Below are 18,373 nucleotides of genomic sequence, written 5' to 3' on the forward strand. Positions count from 1 at the left end.
CGGCGGGCTCCTGGGCTCGGCGGCAGGCCCACGAGGCGGCGATCCACCGGCTGAACGCCGAGCACGCGCTCGCCGGCAGTGCCGACGCCTCGGCCGTGCCCTCGCTCGTCTTCGACCCCGGTTTCGCCGCCGACGGGATCGACGAGCTGATCACCCGGGTCCTGCCCACCGCCGGCCGCTGGCGCGAGGGCACGGTCACTGGCACGGTCGTGCTGCACGCCGCCGACGCCGGACAAACCTGGACGGTACGGGTGGTTCCCGGCGAACCCCCGCGGCTCGAACACGGCGGCGGGCTCGACGCCGACACCACGATCGCCGGCACCGCGGACGCGGTCTACCGCCGGGTCTGGCGCCGGCCGAGCCACGCCGTCGTCACCGGAAACGCCCAGCTACTGGAGCCGCTCGCGGGCCCGTGAAACCGGGCGAGGAAGATGAGGGCGTGTCCGAACGACGTTATGTGATCACCTTCGGCTGCCCCGACCGCACCGGCATCGTCGCCCGCATCTCCTCGTTCCTCGCGGACGCGGGCGGGTGGATCGTGGAGGCCGCCTATCACACCGACCCGGACACCGGCTGGTTCTTCACCCGGCAGGAGGTGCGTGCCGACTCGCTGTCCTTCGACGTGGAGGAGTTGCGAGCCCGGTTCGCCGAGGTCGCCCGGTCCCTGTCCGCCGAATCGAACTGGCGGGTGGAGGACACCGGGGCCCGGCGGCGCATGGTCATCCTGGTGTCGAAGGAAGGGCACTGCCTCTACGACCTGCTCGGGCGGGTCGCCTCCGGCGAGCTGGAGGTGGACGTCAGCGCCGTCATCGGCAACCACGACACCCTCGCCGGGATCACGCGCGCCCACGGCATTCCCTTCCACCACGTGCCCTTCCCCCCTGGCGACAAGGCCGCGGCGTTCGCCGAGGTCCGCAAGCTCGTGGACGAGCACGATCCGCACGCCATCGTGCTGGCCCGGTTCATGCAGATCCTGCCGCCGGAGCTGTGCGAGGCCTGGCAGGGACGGGCGCTCAACATCCACCACAGCTTCCTCCCGTCGTTCGTCGGTGCCCGCCCGTACCACCAGGCCCACCGGCGGGGCGTCAAGCTGATCGGCGCCACCTGCCACTACGTCACCGCCAACCTCGACGCCGGGCCCATCGTCGAGCAGGACGTGATCCGCGTGGACCACAGCGACGCGGTGCCGGACCTGGTGCGCAAGGGCCGGGACATCGAGAAGATCACCCTCGCGCGCGGCCTTCGCTGGCACCTCGAGCGGCGTGTTCTCGTGCACGGCAACCGCACCGTGGTCTTCTGAGCCGGACTCAGCCGAAGACCAGCCACACCGCGGCGATCACGAGGACGTAACCCGCGGACACCAGGCGGACGACGAGGGTGCGGCGCCGTTCCGGCCAGGCGGTGAACCGCAGCAGCCAGGCCAGGGCGGGCACGACCAGGATCGCGTGCATGGTCACCGCGTGCACGGGTTTCAGCGTGCCCGCCGTGGTGTAGGCGAGCTGCGGATCGCCGCCGCGCGCCAGGCCCACCCCGTGGGCGATCATGAGGGCGCCCACCGCCAGTGCGCCCAGCAGCACGACCAGGCCGAACCGCAGGGCGAAGATCATGCTGGCGGACAACCCGGCGGCGGGGCGCAGCGCGGCGCCGGTGAACGCCAGCACGGTCGCGATGATCACCGCGCCCCCCATCGCGAGTGTCATCGACACCGCGGTGTCGAAGCCGGTCTCGAAGTTGAAGTGTGAGGGCACCCCTCGCCAGACCTGCAGGGTCACCAGCGCCACTTCGACCACGCTGACCGCGGTGAACGCGCCGAGCAGCACGCTCCGGAGGCGTGCGGACATCCGGAGGAACGAGGTCGCCCAGGTCAGGGTCGCCACGGTCAGCCCGAACGACAGGCCGAAGGTCATCGCCTTGCGGTAGGACAACGGTCCTTCCCACGAGGTGCCCGAGGCGACCAGCACGACCAGGTGGACCAGGCCACTGCCGAACAGCAGGGCCCCGGCCCGGTAGGCGACCCGGTCCATCGGGCGGCTGCGGCGCCACGCCCCGCGCAGGGCGCCGACGGCCGCGCCTCCCGTTCTCCTTGCCTTCGGAAGCGTTGTCATGCCGGGAAGTTTCGGCCATTCGGCGGAAGAATTCGTCCGCCGCGGATCGACTCCCGTTCCTGCGCCTCCCGCCGTACACTTTTCCGCCAGATGTGAATCATTTTCTGGTTAAGTGGGTCGGTCAGGGTGATCCGGACGGAAGGAGACCCGATGAGGTTCGCCCGCTTACTCCCGCTCCTGCTGGCCACGATCCTGCTCGCCGCCCCACCGGCGACCGCCGCCGAAACCGGCACGCTCAGACTGTCCGAGGCCACGACCGTCGGCGTGCACAACACCTACACCAAGGACGCCTACACCTATCTCGCCCAGTCTCTCGACTCCGGCGCATCGATGGTCGAACTCGACGTGTGGGACAACATCTTCACCAAGCACTGGCAGGTCAGCCACAGCAATCCGCTCGGCAACGACAACAACTGCGTCGCGGCGGCGAGCGGTTCGAATCTCTACACCGGTGACCGCAACCAGGACTTCGGCGCCTGCCTCGCCGACATCCGCTGGTGGCTCGCCGCCCATCCGGGTGCGGGACCGATCGTGGTCAAGATCGAACTCAAGGCCGGGTTCGACGACCGCGACGGCATGGGACCGGACGAATTCGACGCCTACGTCAGGGCGCACGCGGGTGACGCCCTGTTCGGGCCCGGCGACCTGATCGGCTCCTACTCCACTTTGGACGATGCCGCGCGGGCGAACGCCTGGCCGTCACGCAACGCGCTCGCCGGGAAGATGATCCTCGAAGTCATCCCCGGCACCTTCGAGCTCAACAACCCGACCGACACCCTGCACACGGACATCGAGTACGCGACCTACCTGAAGAACCTGAAGGCGGCGGGCACCCTCGGCAACGCGACCGCCTTCGCCAGCGTCCTCGGCGCCCGCTCCGGCGACCCCAGAACGCAGTACGACTCCTCGATCCGGCCGTGGTTCGTGTTCTTCGACGGCGACGCCTCCGCCTACGTCGACGGCGGTATCGACACGTCGTGGTACGACACCAACCACTACTTCCTGATCATGACCGACGCGCAGAACGTGTCACCGGCCATCGACGGCACCAACCCGACGGTCCCGCAGGCCACGGATCGCGTGACCTTGCTCGCCGCCCATCACGCCAGTGTCGTCAGCGCGGACTGGCGCACACTGACCACCGTGCTGCCGCTGGTGCTCCCTCGGGGCACGGCGGCCGCCGCCTGACCGGCACACCAGGGGAGCCGCATCCGCCTTTCCCAAGGGGTGCGGCTCCCCGGCGTCCGGAGCGGTTCAGAGGCGGACGAGCATCTTGCCCGTGTTCCCACCGTCGAGCAGGTCGATGAACGCCTGCGGGGCGTTCTCGAGGCCCTCCACCACGGTCTCCTCGTACCGCAGCCTGCCCTGCTTGACCAGCGGCGCCACCTCGGCGAGGAACTGGGACTGCAGGTCGTAGTGGTCGCCGACCAGGTGGCCCTTGATGGTCAGGCGCTTGCCGATCACCTGCGCCAGGTTCCGCGGCGCGGCGGGCGGCTCGGTGGCGTTGTAGACCGAGATCATCCCGCAGATGGTGAAACGCGCGTGCACGTTGGCCGAGGCGATGGCCGCCTCGAGGTGCTCACCACCGACGTTGTCGAAGTACACGTCGATGCCCTCGGGCGCGGCCGCCTTGAGCTGCTCGGCGACGGGACCGTCCTTGTAGTTGAAGGCGGCGTCGAAGCCGAGATCGTCCAGGAGGTGCCGCACCTTCTCCGCGGAACCGGCGCTGCCGATGACCCGCTTGGCGCCGCGGAGCTTCGCGAGCTGGCCGACCACGGAACCGACGGCTCCGGCCGCACCGGACACGAAGACGGTGTCCCCCTCCTTGAACTCGGCCACCCGGAACAGCCCCGAGTAGGCGGTCAGGCCGGGCATCCCCAGCACGCCGAGGTAGGCGCCGAGCGGCGCGGCCTCCGGGTCCACCTTGTGCGCCTTCTTCGCCGGAAGCACGGCATGGGACCGCCAGCCGAAGCCGTGCAGTACGTGGTCACCGGGCTCGAAACCGTCCACGGTGGACTCGAGTACCACGCCGACCGCACCACCGTCCATCACCTTGCCCACCTCGAAGGGGGCGATGTAGGACTTCGCGGCGCTCATCCGGCCGCGCATGTACGGGTCGACACTCATCTCCACGTTGCGGACCAGGATCTCGCCGGGACCGGGGCCGGGCACCTCGACCTCCGCGATGGAGAAGTCGTCCAGTGTCGGCCTGCCCACCGGCCGGGACGCCAGCCGAACCTCGGTCACCTTGGTCGATGTGCTCACCGTCGAACTCCCAACGTCATCGTCGCGGGCGGCCTTGGAACCGGGCCGCCTTCCACCGCACATCAACCCACAAAAGCGGGGCGATGATTCCGGTTTGTGTCCGGACACACATCCGGTTTCAGACGAGTTCGTCGAGCTTGGCGAGCACCCCGTCGTAGATCCGCTTGAGCCCGCCGGGCGCGAAGGTCTTCTCGAAGAAACCTCCGATCCCGCTCGCACCCTGCCAGGTGGTCTCGATGCGCACCAGGCTGCGGTCACCCGCCGGACGCACCGTCCAGGTGGTGACCATGCTCGAGTTCGCGTCGGTCTCCACCAGGGTGCCCGGCTCCGGCTCGGTCACGGTGGCCGCCACGTCCCGTACCCGCTTCGAGGTGGCCTGCAGCTTCCAGCGAGCCTTCGTGCCTGCGCCCGTGCCCCCCTCGACCACCTGGTAGTCGCGGTACTGCTCGGTCAGGATCCTGGGGCGGGTGTCGGCGTAGTCCGCGACGAGCGCCCGCACCTTCTCCACCGGAGCCGCGATCGTCCGTTCCGCGACGGCCGTCACCTTTGCCATGTCTGTCTCTCCCCGAAGTCGTGGTCTCTCACCCCGACTCTAGTAATCAGGCGAGGCCCTGCTTGGTGAGCCAGTCCTTCGCCACGTCGGCGGCCGTGTCCCCGTCGGCGTCGACCCGCTTGTTCAGGTCACGCAGTTCCGCGGTGGTGAGCTTGGCGCTCACCGCGTTCACCGTGGCCTTGAAGTCCTCGCCCCGCTCGTCGAGCACCTTCTTGACCACCGCGGGCACGATGTTCTCCGTCGCCACGATTCCCAGGTCGTCCTGCAGGACGGTGAAGGCGGGATCCGCGGTGGGCGGGCTCACCGAGTCGACCGGGATGACGGTGACGGCGCCGGACTTCAACTGCGCGAGACGCGGGCCCGCCTCCTGGATGCTCTGGAACGTCACGTTCAGGTGGTAGGTGTCGCGGAAACCGACGAAGCAGTTGGCACGGGTCTCGCATTCGGGGGGCCCGCCGAGCACCACCTTGTCCAGCTTCTTCAGGTCGCTGATCTTGGTCAGGCCCTGCGCCTTGGCCACGTCCGCCTTGACGATGTAGGTGTTCTTGTTCTCCGCCGGAGCGTAGTTCAGCAACTGCACGCCGTAGGGTGCGAGCAGTTCGGCGAGCTTCGCGTGCTCGGAGTCGGCGTCCTTCGGGGCGGACTGGTTGAAACCGCTGCTGATCGCAGCCCCCTGGTACTCGGGGATGAACTGCAGCTCACCCGATTTCAGCGAGGGGTAGACCAGCTCGCGGGAGCCGATGTTGGGCTTGCGCTGGACCGGATAGCCCTTGGCCTCCAGCGCCTGTGCGTACAACTCGCCAAGGATCTGGCTGTCGGTGAAGTTGAACGAAGCCACCACGATGGGCGCCCCGCCCTTGCTCGGGGCTGCCTGCTTTTCACCGCCCCCACACGCGGTCAGGCCGAGCACGGCCGCCCCCAGCAGCACGCCCGCCTTCATGGTTCGTGTCCAGCGCATCACTTCACCCCTCCAGATCGACAACGACCCGACCCTAGCGACGACCACCGACACAAACCACATGGTGAGAAAACAACGGCCGGTTCCCGGCCGTGGACACCTATGCTCAGCGGGTGCGCGACTACGTGCTGGCCGACGCCGAGCGGCCGCTGTTCGAATGGCGCTGGGTGGAACGCAACGCCGACCACATCCTCCAACGCCTCGGCGAGCATCTCTGGCTCACCGCCGCCGCGCTCGGCATCGGCCTGGTCGTGTCCGTCGGCCTGGCCGTGCTCTCCCTGCGATGGCGCTGGTTCTACCCGGTGGCACTGGCCGGCGCCGGGGCGCTCTACGTGATCCCCAGCCTGGGCGCGTTCGCCCTGCTGGTGCCGTTCTTCGGCCTCACCTTCGCCACGGCGGTCATCCCGCTCGCCACCTACACGCTGCTGATCCTGCTGCGCAACGTGGTCACCGGGATCCAGCAGGTGCCCGCCGACGTCCGCGAGGCCGCGCTCGGCATGGGGTTCACTCGCGGCAGGCTGCTGCTGCGCGTCGAACTGCCCCTGGCACTGCCGGTGATCATCGCCGGACTGCGCGTCGCCGCGGTGACCACCATCGGACTGGTCACCGTCACCTCGATGCTCGGCATGGGCGGTCTCGGCTTCTTCATCCGCCAGGGCATCCAGACCACCACCCCCAACTCAACGCCCATCATCGTCGGGATCGGGCTGTCCATCGCCCTCGCCGTGCTGGTCGACCTGCTGCTCTGGCTGTCGGAACGAGCGCTGGCCCCGTGGGCCCGCAAGACCGGCAAGGCGGTGGCATGAGCGACATCTTCGCGCAGGCGTGGGCCTGGCTGGGCCAGCCGAACCGGTGGAGCTGGACGGACCCCGCCGGAATCCCCTACCGGACACTGGAACACCTGGGCTTCTCCGCGCTCGGGCTGCTCGTCGCGGGTGTGCTGACCATCCCGCCCGCACTGTGGCTCGCACACCACCGGCGCGGCGCGTTCCTCGCCTCCAGTGTGATGAACATCGGCCGCGCCATCCCGAGCTTCGGCCTGATCATCCTGTGCTGGTACCTGGCCAGCCGGTGGGGACTGAACACCTCGTTCTGGCCGCTGCTGGTGGCGCTGGTCGCGCTGGCCCTGCCGCCGCTGTTCACCAACACCTACGCCGGCGTGCTGACCGTCGACGCCGGCGCGGTGGACGCGGCACGCGGCACCGGCCACACCGAAACGCAGATCATGCTCCGGATGGAACTCCCCCTGGCTTCACCGGTGATCCTCGCCGGCGCGCGGGTCGCCTTCCTGCAACTGGTCGCCACCGTCGCGATCGGGGCGATCGTGAACGACGGTGGCGGCCTCGGTCGCTACATCGTGGACGGTTTCGCCCAGGGGGTCGCCGGATACGGGGAGATCCTCGCCGGCGGAATCGCCGTGATCGTGCTCGCGCTGCTCTGTGAGGGCCTGTTCAGCCTGATCACCCGGCTCGCGGTGCCGAAAGGGCTGACGCTGGGCACGACGGCCCGGCCGCAGGTGGCCTGAAACGCCGTCAGGCGACGGGCTTGGCCAGCCCCTCGATGACCTCGGCCCCGGGCAGCCCGGCCAGCAGTGCGCCGGTCACCAGCAGCTTGCTGCCCCGGATCCCGCTGCCGATCACCAGTTCGGGCGAGTCCGCGACGGCCTGGTCGACCAGGATCGGCCAGGCGGCGGGCAGCCCCACCGGAGTGATCCCGCCGTAGGCCATGCCGGTGAGTTCCACGGCCTCGTCCATGGCGGCGAAGGAAGCCTTGCGGACGTCCAGCCTGCGCTTGATCACGCCGTTGACGTCGGCGCGGGTGGTCGCCAGCACCAGCGCGGCCGCGTAGCGAACCTCACCGGCCCGCTTGCCCGCCACCACGACACAGTTGGCGGACGCGGACATGGGGGACGAGTAAGCCGCGCAGAAGGCGGCCGTGTCGGCCAGTTCGGGATCGATCTCGACGACACCGGCCTCCGGATCGCCCAGCGCGGCCAGCGCCTTCGCGACCGGCTCGGCAAGAAGTTCCGTCCGCTTCGCCGCGGGTTCGACCGACAGGATGCCCGCGATGGTCCAGTTCCTCATGAGCCGAGGCTAAGGGCAGGCTCGGAGAGTTTCGCGTGGCGGTGCGGCCTCACCAGTTGTTGCCGCCGCGTTGCACCTCGATCAGCTTCGGCCGGACATCGACCAGGTACACCAGTGCGGCCACGAGCCCGGCGAGCCAGAGCAGGCCACCGGCACCACCGTTGTAGGGGAACAACCCCATCACCACCGTGCTCACGCCGGTGATCAGCAGCCAGATCGGTTTCGTCTTCCGGTCGGCGGCCGTGAACGCGTCGGAGCGCTGCAGCAGGGCGTGGATGAAGGCGCCGAGGCCGGCGAGCGCCCCGACCCAGCTGATGATCTGCATGACCCACAGCGCGATTAGCGACACGGCTCCAGCCTACGTCCCTTCAGTCCGACCAAGGTGTCCACCGCGATCCAGAATGCCACGAACGGTCCGTTCGGCACACTTCGCACCAAACGGACCGTCCGGATCACGGTCACTTCGTGGTCTTGGCGCCGCCCGACCCGGTCGAGGGCTTCTTGGTCGTGGCCGAGGTCCGGCGCGTGGTGCTCGCCGCACGACGTGCCGGGGTGGTCTTGGCGGCGGGCTTCGGCGCGGCGGGCTTCTCCGCCTCCTCGACCTTGTCGGCCACCTTGTGGGCGGTCTTTTCGGCGGTCTCGGCGACCTTCTCGCCGCCGGCCCTGGTGCGCTTGGCCACCATGCCGAGCATGCCCTCGACCCGCTCGCGGGCCTCGGCACTCACCTCGCCGACCCGGTCCTGGGCCGTTTGCAGCACCTCTTCGACCTGTTCGAGGACGCTCTTCACCCGCGGTTCGGCCAGGAACTTGTCCAGCGCCTGCTCACCGGTGTCCGCGAGCTTGTTGTACAGCTTCAGCGCGGCCTCGGTGTAGTCGTCGATGAGCTTGCGCAGCTCGGCGGGATCCAGCTTCTCCCGCAGGGTGGTCACCTCGGACGGCAACTCTTCGACGTTCCTGCGCGCGGCTTCGCCGCCCTCGCTCACCCGCTCCTTGGCCTTCGCGACCGCGTCCACGACGGCCTGGCTGGCCAGGTTCCCGGCACCGAGCGCGGCGAGCAGCGGAGTGCGCAGCTGCTCCACGGCCGTGTTCACCGCCTTGCGGACGTCCTCAGTCCTGTCGTTCCCCTTGTTCGCCATGAGGCTCACTCTCCTTCGGAAGTTCTGTTGTCTGGTTCTCGCGACGGAAGGACTCGTAAACATCGAGCAGGATCTGTTTTTGCCGCTCGGTCAGTTCCGTCGCCGCCCGGATCGCGTCGGTCACCGGTCCACCGGTGGGGAGATCGAGAATTCCGGCCTGCACGTACAACGCTTCCGCGGAAATCCGCAAGCCCTTCGCGATCTGCTGCAGAATCTCCGCGCTGGGCTTGCGGACTCCTCGCTCGATCTGACTCAAGTACGGATTGGACACTCCGGCGAGCTTCGACAGCTGCCGCAACGAGATCTTCGCGTTGTTGCGTTGCTGCCGGATGTACTCGCCGATGTCGGAAGCGATGTGACCAACCTTGTTCCTCGGCCCCGCCGGCGAGCCGTTGAGGTTTCCCTCTGTCGTCATGTGGCTCATCTCCTCGCGACAGCTCCAATCTACCCCGCGCTGCTAGCTGCTGCAAGCGCATTGCTTGCACCCATCGGGGGAAACTTGCCGTCCGTCACCCGGTGAAAGGATGAACGGCGCCGCAGCGTCGGGGATCACGGTCGCGAGGAACCGTCAGGAGCGCACCTGGCCGCCGCGACGGACCCAGGTGACCACCCGTTCGACGGAGGCGTCCAGCGAGGCGCCGGTGGTGTCGAAGAGGCTGACCGGCGGGTCCAGCGCGGCCGCGTCACGGCGTAGCCAGTCGTTGAAGGCGAGCGTCTCCACGATGCGGGCCTCGTCCCACCCTCGCCAGGCGGGACGCCCACGCAACCGCTCCGCCAGCGCCTCCGGCTCCGCCACCAAGGCCAGGTAGCGGATCTCGGAAAACAACGCCCGCTCGGGCAGCCGCTCGAACTCCGGCGGTACCACCGTGCCGCAGAGCAGCACGGGAACGCCGTTCTGGTGGATCATCGCGGCCATCCGCAGCCAGGTGGCGCGGAACGCGGGATGCCCGTCCACGTCGTCCCGCAGGCCCGCGGTCCACAGCACGTCCTGTTCGAGCACGACCACCTCGCCGGCGAGCCGGGACACCAGACGGGAACCGACCGTCGACTTGCCGGCCCCGCTCGGGCCGGTCAGGGCGTAGAGCGGGAGCCGGTGGAACGGCCAGCGGTGGCCGCATCGCCCGCACCGCCTGATCTCGCCTTCGACGAGAGGAACACGGGCAAGGTCCCCGCAGTCGGGGCAGATCCGCGGATCGAGCATGAGGAAGGCGTTCCTAGTCGAACAGGTCTTCCAGGAAGCTGCGCTTGCGGTGCCCCTTGTAGGGGCGCGGCGAGTCCGCGTAGTACCCGCCGCCACGGTAGGGCCGGGGCGAGTCCTGGTACCCACCGCGGTACGGGCGGGGTGAATCGTGGTGGGGCTCCGGTCGGTACTGCGGCGCCGGGCCGCCGTAGTAAGCGCTCTCCGCGCCCACGATCTGCTCAAGCTCCCCACGGTCCAGGAAGATCCCCCGGCAGCCTTCGCACTGCTCGATGTGGATGCCGTTCTTGCTGACGGTCCGCATGACATTCTGACACTTCGGACAAATCACGCGGCCCAGACTACGCGTCATTCGGCGCGCAGCGCCTCCAGCTTGGTCGCGGACCTGAGCACGGGCAGGCTCGCGGCGGTCACCCCGAGCACGAGCAGCACGGCCACCACCCCGACGACCAGCACGAAGATGCCGTCCACCAGGAAGGGCGCCCCCTGAGCCATTAGCCGGAGCATGAGCGCGGCCAGGCCGACACCGGCCCCGACCGCCAGCAGCACCCCGAACACCACCGGCAGCGCGTTCTGCCACAGCAGGGAACGCTCGAGCACCCCGAGGGGCACCCCGGCGGCGTTCATCGCGGCCAGCGGCCGCCTCCGCTCGGTCAACTGCCCGGTGACCATCAGCAGCAGGTTGCCCCCTGCCAGCAGCAGGGTGAAGATCGCGCCGACGTAGAGCAGGTCCCGCAGGGCCGCTACGAAACCTTCCTCCGACAGTCCGCCGAAGTCGAGCAGCGTGCTCACCGACGCTTGCCAGCCCAGCACGGAAATCGCCTGCCGGACCCCGGCGAGTGCACCCGGAACCGCGGGATCAAGCCGGAGTTCCAGCGTGAGGTGGTCGGTGGGCAAATCGGCGCCCCGCACGGCGCCGGGCGTCGCCAGGAGACCAATCCACGTCTTCTCGCCGGGCAGCGGTTGCAGTGGCCGGGTACCGGTCGGCACGACGAACCGGGTGCCGCTGCCGTCCACCCGCAACGTCGTGCCGGGCGTGAGCCCGGCAGAGAGGGCGTACGCGTCACCGTCCGAGCACTCGCCCACCTGGAAACGCGCTCTCAGGTAGGAGCAGGACGCCACCAGCAAGGTCTCCGCGGTTTTCCCGCGCAGGTACACCCACTGCTGGGGGTCGACGCTCCGGACTCCGCGCACGCCTTGGAGAAGACCCGCAGCCTGGTCCAGGGCAGAGGCTTCCATCCCCACCGTGACCGTGGTCGGATCCCGGTCGCGAGCGTCGGCCGCGCGTGCGTGCTCGTCCACCGAACCGAGCAGGGTGTGCAGCGAGATGATGGAGGCCAGCACCACTGCGATCCCGCCGACGACCCGGCTCGGGGTACCGCTGTCCAGTTGCAGCCTGCGCACTGCCAGCTGCCAGGCCGGGAAGCCACCACGGATCCGGCCGACGACGTGCTCGGTCACCCAGGGGAGCAATGTCGGGATGCCGATCAGGAGCAGGACCGTGCCGCCGAGGATGAACGGCAGCACGTCGGCGGGCCGGTTCGCGACACCGAACAGCTTGTCGGGCACCAGCATCGCCACACCGAGCATCACGACCAACAGCCGCCACCACAGACGGCGGCGCGGCGGCCGCGCCCGGCGCATCACGGACAGCGGCTCGACGATCAGGCCGCGTAGGCCGAACCAGGCGGAGGCGACCGTGATCGCCGGTATGACCACGACAACGCACAGAGCCAGCGCCCAGCCGGGAACGAAGTCCTGCGGGAACACCGAAATCCCGGCGAGCCTGGCCCCGGCGGCGAACGGCCGGACGACCAGGAACAGCAGTGTGCCGAGCACGACTCCGGCGACCGCACCGACGAGCGATTCCCCGGTGGCGATCCGCCGGACCTGCGTCGCGGCCGCGCCGGCCAGCCGGAGCGCGGACAACCTACGGTCCCGCTCCGCCCCCGCGATCCGGCTCGCGCTCGCGACGAAGACGAGCATCGGCACGAGCAGCGCCAGCACGGCGATCGCACCCAGCATCGCCAGTTGGGGCGGCACCGCCTGGATGGCGTTCCCGCCGAATCGGGTGACCCGTTCCGCGTGCGGTGAATCCCGCAGGCCGGTGGTGCCCACGTAGGCCCAGAGTTCGTCCGGACCGGCGAGTCCGGCAGGACCGACCGTGCCCGCCAGGCGATACGGGAACCGGGCGGCAAGACCGCGGTCCCCGGCCAGCCTGCCCGCCAGTGCGGGGGAAAGGACCATCTCGCCGGTCGCCGGGAGGGCGGACAGCCCGGGCGGGACCGGCGCGCCGGGACCGGCGGGCTCCACGTAGCGGACGGTGATGGCATCGCCTGCGGGCTGTTCGATCAGGTAGAGCGCCGCGCCCGAACCCTCGGCCGCTCCCGCTTCGACCGTTTCACGAGCGTCGATCCGTGCGCCCCGCTCGGCGATCGCCGAAGCGGCGGTGACCAGCAAGAAGAGCATGGTCGTGGCCAGCCCGATCCCGGCGGTGGACAGTGCGAGACGCAGCAGCGAAGGCTTGAGCGTCCGACCGTTCCCGGTGGCCAGCCTGGCCCCCAGCAGGAGATCCTGGATGAGGTTCACGCGACGACCGCCTTACGGGTCCTGCCGTCGCGGACCACCACTTCCCGGCTGGAGTAGGCCGCGACCCTGGCCTCGTGCGTGACCAGCACGACGGCCGTGCCCCGCTCCTTCGCCACTTCGACCAGCATCCGCATCACCCGCTCCCCGTTCAGCGAGTCGAGTGCGCCGGTCGGCTCGTCCGCGAAGACCACCTTCGGCCCGGTGACGAGGGCTCTGGCGATCGCCACCCGTTGCCCCTGACCGCCCGACACCTCCCCCGGCCGCTGAGCGGCCAGGTCCGCGACCTCCAGCCGGGCCATGGATTCCCGTGCCCGCTCCTCGGCCTGCTTGCGCCGCAGGCCCCCCAGCCGGAGGGGCAGCGCGACGTTCTCCAGGCAGCTGAGCTCCGGCACCAACTGCCCGAACTGGAAGACGAAGCCGAACTCCGTACGCCGCAGTGTGGTGCGCTCGGCGTCGGAGATGCCGTGGAGGTCGGTGCCGTCATAGGTGACCGAACCCTGGTCCGGCCGGACGATCCCCGCCAGACAGTGCAGCAGCGTCGACTTTCCGGATCCGGACGGGCCCATCACCGCGACGACCTCGCCAGGGGCGATCTCGAAACTCGCCCCGAGCAGCGCCTGCGTGGCTCCGAAGGACTTGTGCAGCCCGGAGGCCGTGAGCAGGGCGGTCACGCGCCGACCTCCCTGGCGAGCTCGGCAAGCCGGGCCGCGGTGAGTTCGAGCCACCGCAGATCGGCCTCCAGGTGGAACAAGGCGTGATCGCAGATCAGCGCGTCGGCCAGGTCACCCGCGCCTTTGCGCTGGGTGAGCTCGCGCATCGTCTTCAGATGAGCCGCTCGCTGGGTGTCGAGCACCTCCTCGGCACTCCGCCGGGACAGGAGCGCGAGCACCACCTTGGTGTAGAGCGTGTTCTGCAGGTAGAGCTCGGGCTTTTCGGGCGTGGTCAGCCATTTTTCGACGTCGGTCACCCCGGCGTTGGTGATGGCGTAGCTCTTGCGCTCGGGCCCGCTGCCGGGTTCGGTGCCGACCTCGGTGACCAGCCCGTTGCGGAGCAGCCGCGCGAGCGTGGCGTAAACCTGCCCGTAGTGCAGGGGCCGCTCCAGCGCGAAGCGCTCGTCGTAGGCACGCTTCAGTTCGTACCCATGACGTGGCCCGTTTTCCAGCAGGCCGAGAAGTGTGTGTGCGATGGACATACTCACAGACTATACACAGAGTGTATAGAAGTCGTCTATACACTCTGTGTATAGCTCACGAGCAGGGGTGATTCAGTCACAGACGCACAGGCAGAACGGATGCCCGGCCGGATCGGCGTACACGCGGAAGGTCTCGTGCGAGTCGTCCAGCAGCTTGCTTCCCAGCGTGAGAGCGCGCTCCTGCCCCGCGTCCAGGTCCGCCACGTCGAGGTCGAGGTGGAACTGCTGCGGCACCGCCTGCCCCGGCCATTCCGGCGGCCGGTAGCCCTCGACCCGCTGGAACGCGATCTTCACCCCCTGCGGGCCGGTCACGGTGACCCAGTGCCCGTCCCAATGCTCGACCGGCTCCGGCCACTCGAGCAGGGCCGCGTAGAACCTCGCCAGTTCACCGGGGTCGGGACAGTCCAGCACGACACAGCCGAAGGTCGGTACCGCACTCATCGGACGCTCCTTTCGTAACCTACGAACTGACTATGACGGTTACGCACATCGGTCGCAACCGGTATTCGCCCTACACTGGTTAGGTGAACGACCCCGCCGCGGACGCCGCGTTCGTCGTGGACTTCCTCAACACCGTGGACGTCGAGAAGGGCAGCGACGTGCTGTCCGCACGGGCGACGTGGCAACGGTGGGTGGCCCAGCGGGGCCTCGCGCCGGACGCGCTGGCCGTTGCGCGCACGACACGGGAGGCGCTGCGCGCGGCGGTCGGAGATCCCACGGCGGAGCAGGTTCCGCTCTCTCACCCGCTCACCGTGGAGCTCGACGGGAAGGGACCGCGACTGGCCGCGTCGAGCGCGGTGGGAGCTGTTCTCGCCGCCGCCACCCGGCTTGCGATCCTGGGCGAATGGGCCCGGATCAAGATCTGCCCGGCGGACGATTGCCTCTGGGCGTTCTACGACCGCTCCCGCAACCGCTCCCGCACCTGGTGCTCCATGCGGGTGTGCGGGAACCGTGAGAAGGCCCGCGCTTGGCGCGAGAGGGGAACACCCGAGCGAGTTACCCACATCGAACCTGTGGATAACCCCTTATCTTGTGGATAACTTGGGGATGACTCCCACAGAGTGGGCTGTGTGGGCTGTGTGGGCTCTGGGGGGCCCTGTATGAGCCGGCGCGGGGTCAGAAGAGCAGCTGCGCCACCGTGTAGATGAGCAGTCCCGCGAGCGCGCCGACGACGGTGCCGTTGATGCGGATGAACTGCAGGTCCCGCCCGACCTGGAGTTCGATCTTGCGGGAGGTCTCCTCCGCGTCCCACCGGGCCACGGTGTCCGTGATGACGGTGAGGATCTCGCGGGAGTAGTTCGTCACCAGGTGGGCCGCCGCGCCTTCCACCCAGCCGTCCACCTTGGCCCGCAGGCCACGATCCGAGCGGAGCCGCTCACCCAGCGAGCAAAGGCCGTCGTGGACGCGGCGTCGCAGCTCGCTCGACGGGTCCTCGGCGGCGGACAGGAGCATGCCCTTCGCGGTGGACCACGCCGAGCCGATCAGCTTCTGCACGTCCGGGTGGTCGAGGATCTGCTGCTTGACCTGCTCGGCCCGGGCCATCGTGTCGGGATCCTTCTGCAGGTCCTGCGCGAACTCGGCGAGGAACTTGTCCAGCGCCAGGCGCATCGGGTGGTTGACGTCGGTCTTGACCGCCCACGCGAACGACAGCACCTCGCCGTAGACCTTGTCGGCGAGCATCGAGTCGACGAACCGCGGAGACCAGCTCGGGGCGCGCTCGGAAACCACGCGGAGCACCGTCGCGTGGTTGTCCCGGACCCATTCGTACGAACGGTCGCACATCAGATCCACCAGCTTGTAGTGCGCTCCGTCCGCGAAGACCTGCTCCAGCAGCTTCCCGAGCGGCGGCCCCCACGGCTGGGCGACCAGGCGCCGGACGATCGCCTGCTCCAGCACCGCCTGCACGTCCTCGTCCTTCAGCACGGTGATCGCGCCGCGGATCAGGCTCGACAGCTCCGAGGTCACCCGCTCGGCGTTGTCCGGCTGGACCAGCCAGTCCCCCAGCCTGCGGCCGATCTCGGCCCGGCGCAGCTTGTCCCGCACGATCTGCTCGGACAGGAAGTTGGTGCCCACGAACTCGCCCAGGCTGTCCCCGAGCATGTCCTTCTTGGTGGGGATGATCGCGGTGTGCGGAATCGGCAGCCCCAGGGGACGGCGGAACAGCGCGGTGACCGCGAACCAGTCGGCCAGCGCGCCGACCATGCCCGCCTCGGCGGCGGCCCGCACGTATCCGACCCAGCCCGGCCAGCCCGCCGCCTGCGCCCAGCTGGTCAGCGCGAAGACCAGGGTCGCGCCCAGCAGGAAGGACAGTGCGACCAGTTTCATCTTGCGCAGCCCGCGCCGCTTGGCTTCCTGGGCGGCAGGAGCGGCGGTGGTGAGCTGGGCCAGGGTCTGTTGCTCCACAGGGCCATTGTCCGTGAGGATCGGGGATTATGCGCGTACCAGCTCTCGTCCCCCGCCTGCGGCCGTTCACCTCGACCATCTTCGCGGAGATGACGGCACTGGCCGTCCGCACCGGATCCATCAATCTCGGCCAGGGATTTCCCGACACGGACGGCCCCGAGGGCATGCTGGCGGCGGCGAAGGACGCCCTGTACGGCGGGGCGAACCAGTACCCGCCGGGACCGGGCATCCCGGAGTTGCGCGAGGCCGTCGCGCGGCATCGCGCGCGCTACGGGCTCGACTACGACCCGGACACGGAGATCCTGGTGACGGCAGGCGCCACCGAAGCGATCACCGCGGCTCTTCTCGCGCTGACCGAGCCCGGCGACGAGGTGATCGTCATCGAGCCCTACTACGACTCCTACGCGGCGGCCGTCGCGATGGCGGGCGCGACCCGGCGCGTGGTGCCGCTGGCCCCCGGCCGCGCGGGCGGACACGGCCGTTTCTTCCTGGACGTCGACGCGCTGCGGGCCGCGGTCGGGCCCGCCACGCGGGCGATCCTGATCAACTCGCCGCACAATCCGACCGGCACCGTGTTCGACACCGCCGAGCTGTCGGCGATCGCGGAGCTGTGCGTGCGCCACGACCTGATCGCGATCACCGACGAGGTGTACGAGCACCTGGTGTTCGACGGCGCCGAACACCGGCCGCTGGCGACCTTTCCCGGGATGCGTTCGCGCACGGTCGCGGTGTCGAGCGCGGGAAAGACGTTCAACTGCACCGGCTGGAAGATCGGCTGGGTGTGCTCGACCCCGGAACTGGTGGCCGCGGTCAAGGCCGCCAAACAGTTCATGACCTTCGTCTCCGGCGGCCCGCTGCAGCCCGCGGTCGCCTACGCGCTGGACCACGAACTGGCCTGGGTCGACGGCCTTCGGGATTCGCTGGCCGCCAAGCGGGACCGCCTCGGCGCCGGGCTCACCGAGGCCGGGTTCACCGTGCATCCCAGCCTGGGCACCTACTTCGTCTGCGCCGACGTCCGTCCGCTCGGCTTCACCGACGCGGCCCAGCTCGCCTGGCAGCTGCCCGAGCGGATCGGGGTGGTCGCGGTGCCGGTCAGCGTGTTCACCGACCATCCCGAGCAGTGGCGCCACCTGCTGCGCTTCGCCTTCTGCAAGCGCGACGAGGTGCTCGACGAGGCCATCGAACGGCTGCGAAAACTGGCCTGATCAGGCGTGGTCGTACCCCTGGACGGTCAGTGCGCGGCGGAGCCGGTCGAGCGCCCGGCGGCGCAGGGGCCCGACGCTGCCGGGCGGGATGCCCAGTTCCGCCGCGAGTTCGGCGTGGGTGAGCGACGGGCGGGTGGCGAGCAGCCGGATCAGCCGCCGGTGCTGTGGCGGGAGGCGGTCCACGGCCTGCCACAGCACGCGATCGCGTTCCGAGCTGAGCACCGAGAGTTCGGGGGACGGCAGGGGCGAAGGCATGGCGTCGGCAGTCTCTCCGCCGCCGGTGGGGACTTCCCGATCGCGGTTCTTCAGCACGCGCAGGGCCTGGCGGCGGGCGGTGGTGGCCAGCCAGGCGGGCAGCCGCGCCGGATCGCGCAGGCCGGACGGCAGCTGCGCCAGCGCGAGCCAGGTCCGTTGGCAGACGTCGGAAGCGTCGGCGTCACCCAGCCGGTAGGACCGGGCGATGGCCAGGATGAGCGCGGACAGGCCGTGGACGAGGGCACGCCAGGCGGCCTGGTCCCCGGCGAAGGCGCGGGTGAGCAGCGCGCCGAAGTCGGCGTCGGCCATGAACGAACCTCCCCACCTTTCCCCCATCGGAAACTTGACACCCGTTCGGACGCGACCGTCCGCACACGGGATCCCGGAAAACGGGGACAAGGACGCAGTTGAGTAGTCATACTCACCGGTG

The 18,373-nt window shown here is 69.5% G+C and carries 23 protein-coding genes; 7 read left to right on the plus strand and 16 right to left on the minus strand.

The features are described from left to right. Positions 1-416 (plus strand): mycothiol maleylpyruvate isomerase (locus FNH05_RS05765; protein ID WP_144586224.1); only part of this gene is annotated, 416 nt, incomplete at its 5' end. Between the two features lie 23 nt (positions 417-439). Continuing rightward, positions 440-1,300, plus strand: coding sequence for a formyltetrahydrofolate deformylase (gene purU, locus FNH05_RS05770; RefSeq protein WP_144586225.1), 861 nt, complete (start codon positions 440-442; stop codon positions 1,298-1,300). A 7-nt stretch (positions 1,301-1,307) separates the two neighbouring features. Here purU and FNH05_RS05775 read toward each other — a convergent pair whose 3' ends face one another. Beyond that, positions 1,308-2,105 (minus strand): hypothetical protein, encoded by a 798-nt coding sequence (locus tag FNH05_RS05775; protein WP_425458416.1) that lies wholly within the window; start codon positions 2,103-2,105, stop codon positions 1,308-1,310. A 150-nt stretch (positions 2,106-2,255) separates the two neighbouring features. On the opposite strand from FNH05_RS05775, the gene FNH05_RS05780 reads away from it, so the two are divergent. Then, positions 2,256-3,293, plus strand: coding sequence for a phosphatidylinositol-specific phospholipase C domain-containing protein (locus FNH05_RS05780; RefSeq protein WP_144586226.1), 1,038 nt, complete (start codon positions 2,256-2,258; stop codon positions 3,291-3,293). A 66-nt stretch (positions 3,294-3,359) separates the two neighbouring features. Here FNH05_RS05780 and FNH05_RS05785 read toward each other — a convergent pair whose 3' ends face one another. The 3 genes from FNH05_RS05785 to FNH05_RS05795 all read right to left on the minus strand — a co-directional run bounded on the left by FNH05_RS05785 (position 3,360) and on the right by FNH05_RS05795 (position 5,881). Then, positions 3,360-4,370 carry an NADP-dependent oxidoreductase gene (locus tag FNH05_RS05785; protein WP_246127554.1) on the minus strand — a complete coding sequence of 337 codons (1,011 nt, stop codon included), beginning with the start codon at positions 4,368-4,370 and terminating at the stop codon, positions 3,360-3,362. Positions 4,371-4,488: 118 nt separating this feature from the next. After that, positions 4,489-4,923, minus strand: a complete 435-nt coding sequence (locus FNH05_RS05790; RefSeq protein ID WP_144586228.1) for an SRPBCC family protein — start codon at positions 4,921-4,923, stop codon at positions 4,489-4,491. Between the two features lie 46 nt (positions 4,924-4,969). Further along, positions 4,970-5,881 (minus strand): ABC transporter substrate-binding protein, encoded by a 912-nt coding sequence (locus FNH05_RS05795; RefSeq protein WP_144586229.1) that lies wholly within the window; start codon positions 5,879-5,881, stop codon positions 4,970-4,972. 113 nt (positions 5,882-5,994) lie between these two features. Between FNH05_RS05795 and FNH05_RS05800 the strand changes: the two genes are divergently transcribed. Together FNH05_RS05800 and FNH05_RS05805 are read left to right on the plus strand one after the other, a co-directional pair. Next, the gene (locus FNH05_RS05800) at positions 5,995-6,687 is read left to right on the plus strand and encodes an ABC transporter permease (RefSeq protein ID WP_144586257.1); all 693 of its coding nucleotides are present in this window, start codon (positions 5,995-5,997) and stop codon (positions 6,685-6,687) included. Then, positions 6,684-7,406: an ABC transporter permease gene (locus tag FNH05_RS05805; protein ID WP_144586230.1), complete on the plus strand. Its 723-nt coding sequence runs from the start codon at positions 6,684-6,686 to the stop codon at positions 7,404-7,406. Before FNH05_RS05800 ends, FNH05_RS05805 begins: the two co-directional genes overlap by 4 nt. Before the next feature lie 7 nt (positions 7,407-7,413). Here FNH05_RS05805 and FNH05_RS05810 read toward each other — a convergent pair whose 3' ends face one another. From FNH05_RS05810 to FNH05_RS05855, 10 genes are all read right to left on the minus strand, one after another. Next, the gene (locus FNH05_RS05810; RefSeq protein WP_144586231.1) at positions 7,414-7,965 is read right to left on the minus strand and encodes a YbaK/EbsC family protein; all 552 of its coding nucleotides are present in this window, start codon (positions 7,963-7,965) and stop codon (positions 7,414-7,416) included. Positions 7,966-8,014: 49 nt separating this feature from the next. Further along, a complete protein-coding gene (locus FNH05_RS05815) occupies positions 8,015-8,314 on the minus strand; it encodes a DUF2516 family protein (protein WP_144586232.1) in 300 nt (99 codons plus the stop codon). Positions 8,315-8,423: 109 nt separating this feature from the next. Next, on the minus strand, positions 8,424-9,101 hold the full coding sequence (locus tag FNH05_RS05820) for a hypothetical protein (protein ID WP_144586233.1): 678 nt from the start codon (positions 9,099-9,101) through the stop codon (positions 8,424-8,426). After that, positions 9,073-9,516 carry a helix-turn-helix domain-containing protein gene (locus tag FNH05_RS05825; protein WP_144586234.1) on the minus strand — a complete coding sequence of 148 codons (444 nt, stop codon included), beginning with the start codon at positions 9,514-9,516 and terminating at the stop codon, positions 9,073-9,075. Before FNH05_RS05825 ends, FNH05_RS05820 begins: the two co-directional genes overlap by 29 nt. Positions 9,517-9,669: 153 nt before the next feature. Then, positions 9,670-10,302, minus strand: a complete 633-nt coding sequence (locus tag FNH05_RS05830) for an AAA family ATPase (protein WP_144586235.1) — start codon at positions 10,300-10,302, stop codon at positions 9,670-9,672. Positions 10,303-10,315: 13 nt separating this feature from the next. After that, positions 10,316-10,651, minus strand: coding sequence for a TFIIB-type zinc ribbon-containing protein (locus tag FNH05_RS05835; RefSeq protein WP_144586236.1), 336 nt, complete (start codon positions 10,649-10,651; stop codon positions 10,316-10,318). Next, entirely contained in the window at positions 10,648-12,888 is a 2,241-nt protein-coding gene (locus tag FNH05_RS05840; RefSeq protein ID WP_144586237.1) for an FtsX-like permease family protein, read from the minus strand. The genes FNH05_RS05835 and FNH05_RS05840 overlap by 4 nt, the downstream gene beginning before the upstream one ends. Next, positions 12,885-13,559 carry an ABC transporter ATP-binding protein gene (locus tag FNH05_RS05845; protein ID WP_144586238.1) on the minus strand — a complete coding sequence of 225 codons (675 nt, stop codon included), beginning with the start codon at positions 13,557-13,559 and terminating at the stop codon, positions 12,885-12,887. Before FNH05_RS05845 ends, FNH05_RS05840 begins: the two co-directional genes overlap by 4 nt. Further along, positions 13,556-14,080 carry a PadR family transcriptional regulator gene (locus FNH05_RS05850; RefSeq protein WP_144586239.1) on the minus strand — a complete coding sequence of 175 codons (525 nt, stop codon included), beginning with the start codon at positions 14,078-14,080 and terminating at the stop codon, positions 13,556-13,558. Before FNH05_RS05850 ends, FNH05_RS05845 begins: the two co-directional genes overlap by 4 nt. 72 nt (positions 14,081-14,152) lie before the next feature. Continuing rightward, complete coding sequence (locus FNH05_RS05855) at positions 14,153-14,521, minus strand: VOC family protein (protein WP_144586240.1); 369 nt, start codon at positions 14,519-14,521, stop codon at positions 14,153-14,155. Between the two features lie 83 nt (positions 14,522-14,604). Between FNH05_RS05855 and FNH05_RS05860 the strand changes: the two genes are divergently transcribed. Continuing rightward, complete coding sequence (locus FNH05_RS05860; RefSeq protein WP_144586241.1) at positions 14,605-15,120, plus strand: CGNR zinc finger domain-containing protein; 516 nt, start codon at positions 14,605-14,607, stop codon at positions 15,118-15,120. 76 nt (positions 15,121-15,196) lie between these two features. On the opposite strand, the gene FNH05_RS05865 is transcribed toward FNH05_RS05860, so the two are convergent. Beyond that, positions 15,197-16,483 (minus strand): DUF445 domain-containing protein, encoded by a 1,287-nt coding sequence (locus FNH05_RS05865; protein ID WP_144586242.1) that lies wholly within the window; start codon positions 16,481-16,483, stop codon positions 15,197-15,199. A 29-nt stretch (positions 16,484-16,512) separates the two neighbouring features. Here FNH05_RS05865 and FNH05_RS05870 point away from each other — a divergent pair, with 29 nt between their 5' ends. Further along, positions 16,513-17,688, plus strand: coding sequence for a pyridoxal phosphate-dependent aminotransferase (locus FNH05_RS05870; RefSeq protein WP_144586243.1), 1,176 nt, complete (start codon positions 16,513-16,515; stop codon positions 17,686-17,688). On the opposite strand, the gene FNH05_RS05875 is transcribed toward FNH05_RS05870, so the two are convergent. Next, positions 17,689-18,252, minus strand: coding sequence for an RNA polymerase sigma factor (locus tag FNH05_RS05875; protein WP_144586244.1), 564 nt, complete (start codon positions 18,250-18,252; stop codon positions 17,689-17,691). Positions 18,253-18,373 lie beyond the last annotated feature (121 nt).

Source organism: Amycolatopsis rhizosphaerae (assembly GCF_007713715.1).
GTDB lineage: Bacteria > Actinomycetota > Actinomycetes > Mycobacteriales > Pseudonocardiaceae > Amycolatopsis_E > Amycolatopsis_E rhizosphaerae.

What these genes read in the sequence shown, in the direction of transcription:
- FNH05_RS05775 (WP_425458416.1), bottom strand. Translation starts at nt 2,105, where the DNA reads ATGACAACGCTTCCGAAGGCAAGGAGAACGGGAGGCGCGGCCGTCGGC.
- FNH05_RS05780 (WP_144586226.1), top strand. Translation starts at nt 2,256, where the DNA reads ATGAGGTTCGCCCGCTTACTCCCGCTCCTGCTGGCCACGATCCTGCTC.
- FNH05_RS05790 (WP_144586228.1), bottom strand. Translation starts at nt 4,923, where the DNA reads ATGGCAAAGGTGACGGCCGTCGCGGAACGGACGATCGCGGCTCCGGTG.
- FNH05_RS05795 (WP_144586229.1), bottom strand. Translation starts at nt 5,881, where the DNA reads ATGCGCTGGACACGAACCATGAAGGCGGGCGTGCTGCTGGGGGCGGCC.
- FNH05_RS05805 (WP_144586230.1), top strand. Translation starts at nt 6,684, where the DNA reads ATGAGCGACATCTTCGCGCAGGCGTGGGCCTGGCTGGGCCAGCCGAAC.
- FNH05_RS05810 (WP_144586231.1), bottom strand. Translation starts at nt 7,965, where the DNA reads ATGAGGAACTGGACCATCGCGGGCATCCTGTCGGTCGAACCCGCGGCG.
- FNH05_RS05820 (WP_144586233.1), bottom strand. Translation starts at nt 9,101, where the DNA reads ATGGCGAACAAGGGGAACGACAGGACTGAGGACGTCCGCAAGGCGGTG.
- FNH05_RS05825 (WP_144586234.1), bottom strand. Translation starts at nt 9,516, where the DNA reads ATGACGACAGAGGGAAACCTCAACGGCTCGCCGGCGGGGCCGAGGAAC.
- FNH05_RS05830 (WP_144586235.1), bottom strand. Translation starts at nt 10,302, where the DNA reads ATGCTCGATCCGCGGATCTGCCCCGACTGCGGGGACCTTGCCCGTGTT.
- FNH05_RS05835 (WP_144586236.1), bottom strand. Translation starts at nt 10,651, where the DNA reads ATGACGCGTAGTCTGGGCCGCGTGATTTGTCCGAAGTGTCAGAATGTC.
- FNH05_RS05850 (WP_144586239.1), bottom strand. Translation starts at nt 14,080, where the DNA reads ATGTCCATCGCACACACACTTCTCGGCCTGCTGGAAAACGGGCCACGT.
- FNH05_RS05855 (WP_144586240.1), bottom strand. Translation starts at nt 14,521, where the DNA reads ATGAGTGCGGTACCGACCTTCGGCTGTGTCGTGCTGGACTGTCCCGAC.
- FNH05_RS05870 (WP_144586243.1), top strand. Translation starts at nt 16,513, where the DNA reads ATGCGCGTACCAGCTCTCGTCCCCCGCCTGCGGCCGTTCACCTCGACC.
- FNH05_RS05875 (WP_144586244.1), bottom strand. Translation starts at nt 18,252, where the DNA reads ATGGCCGACGCCGACTTCGGCGCGCTGCTCACCCGCGCCTTCGCCGGG.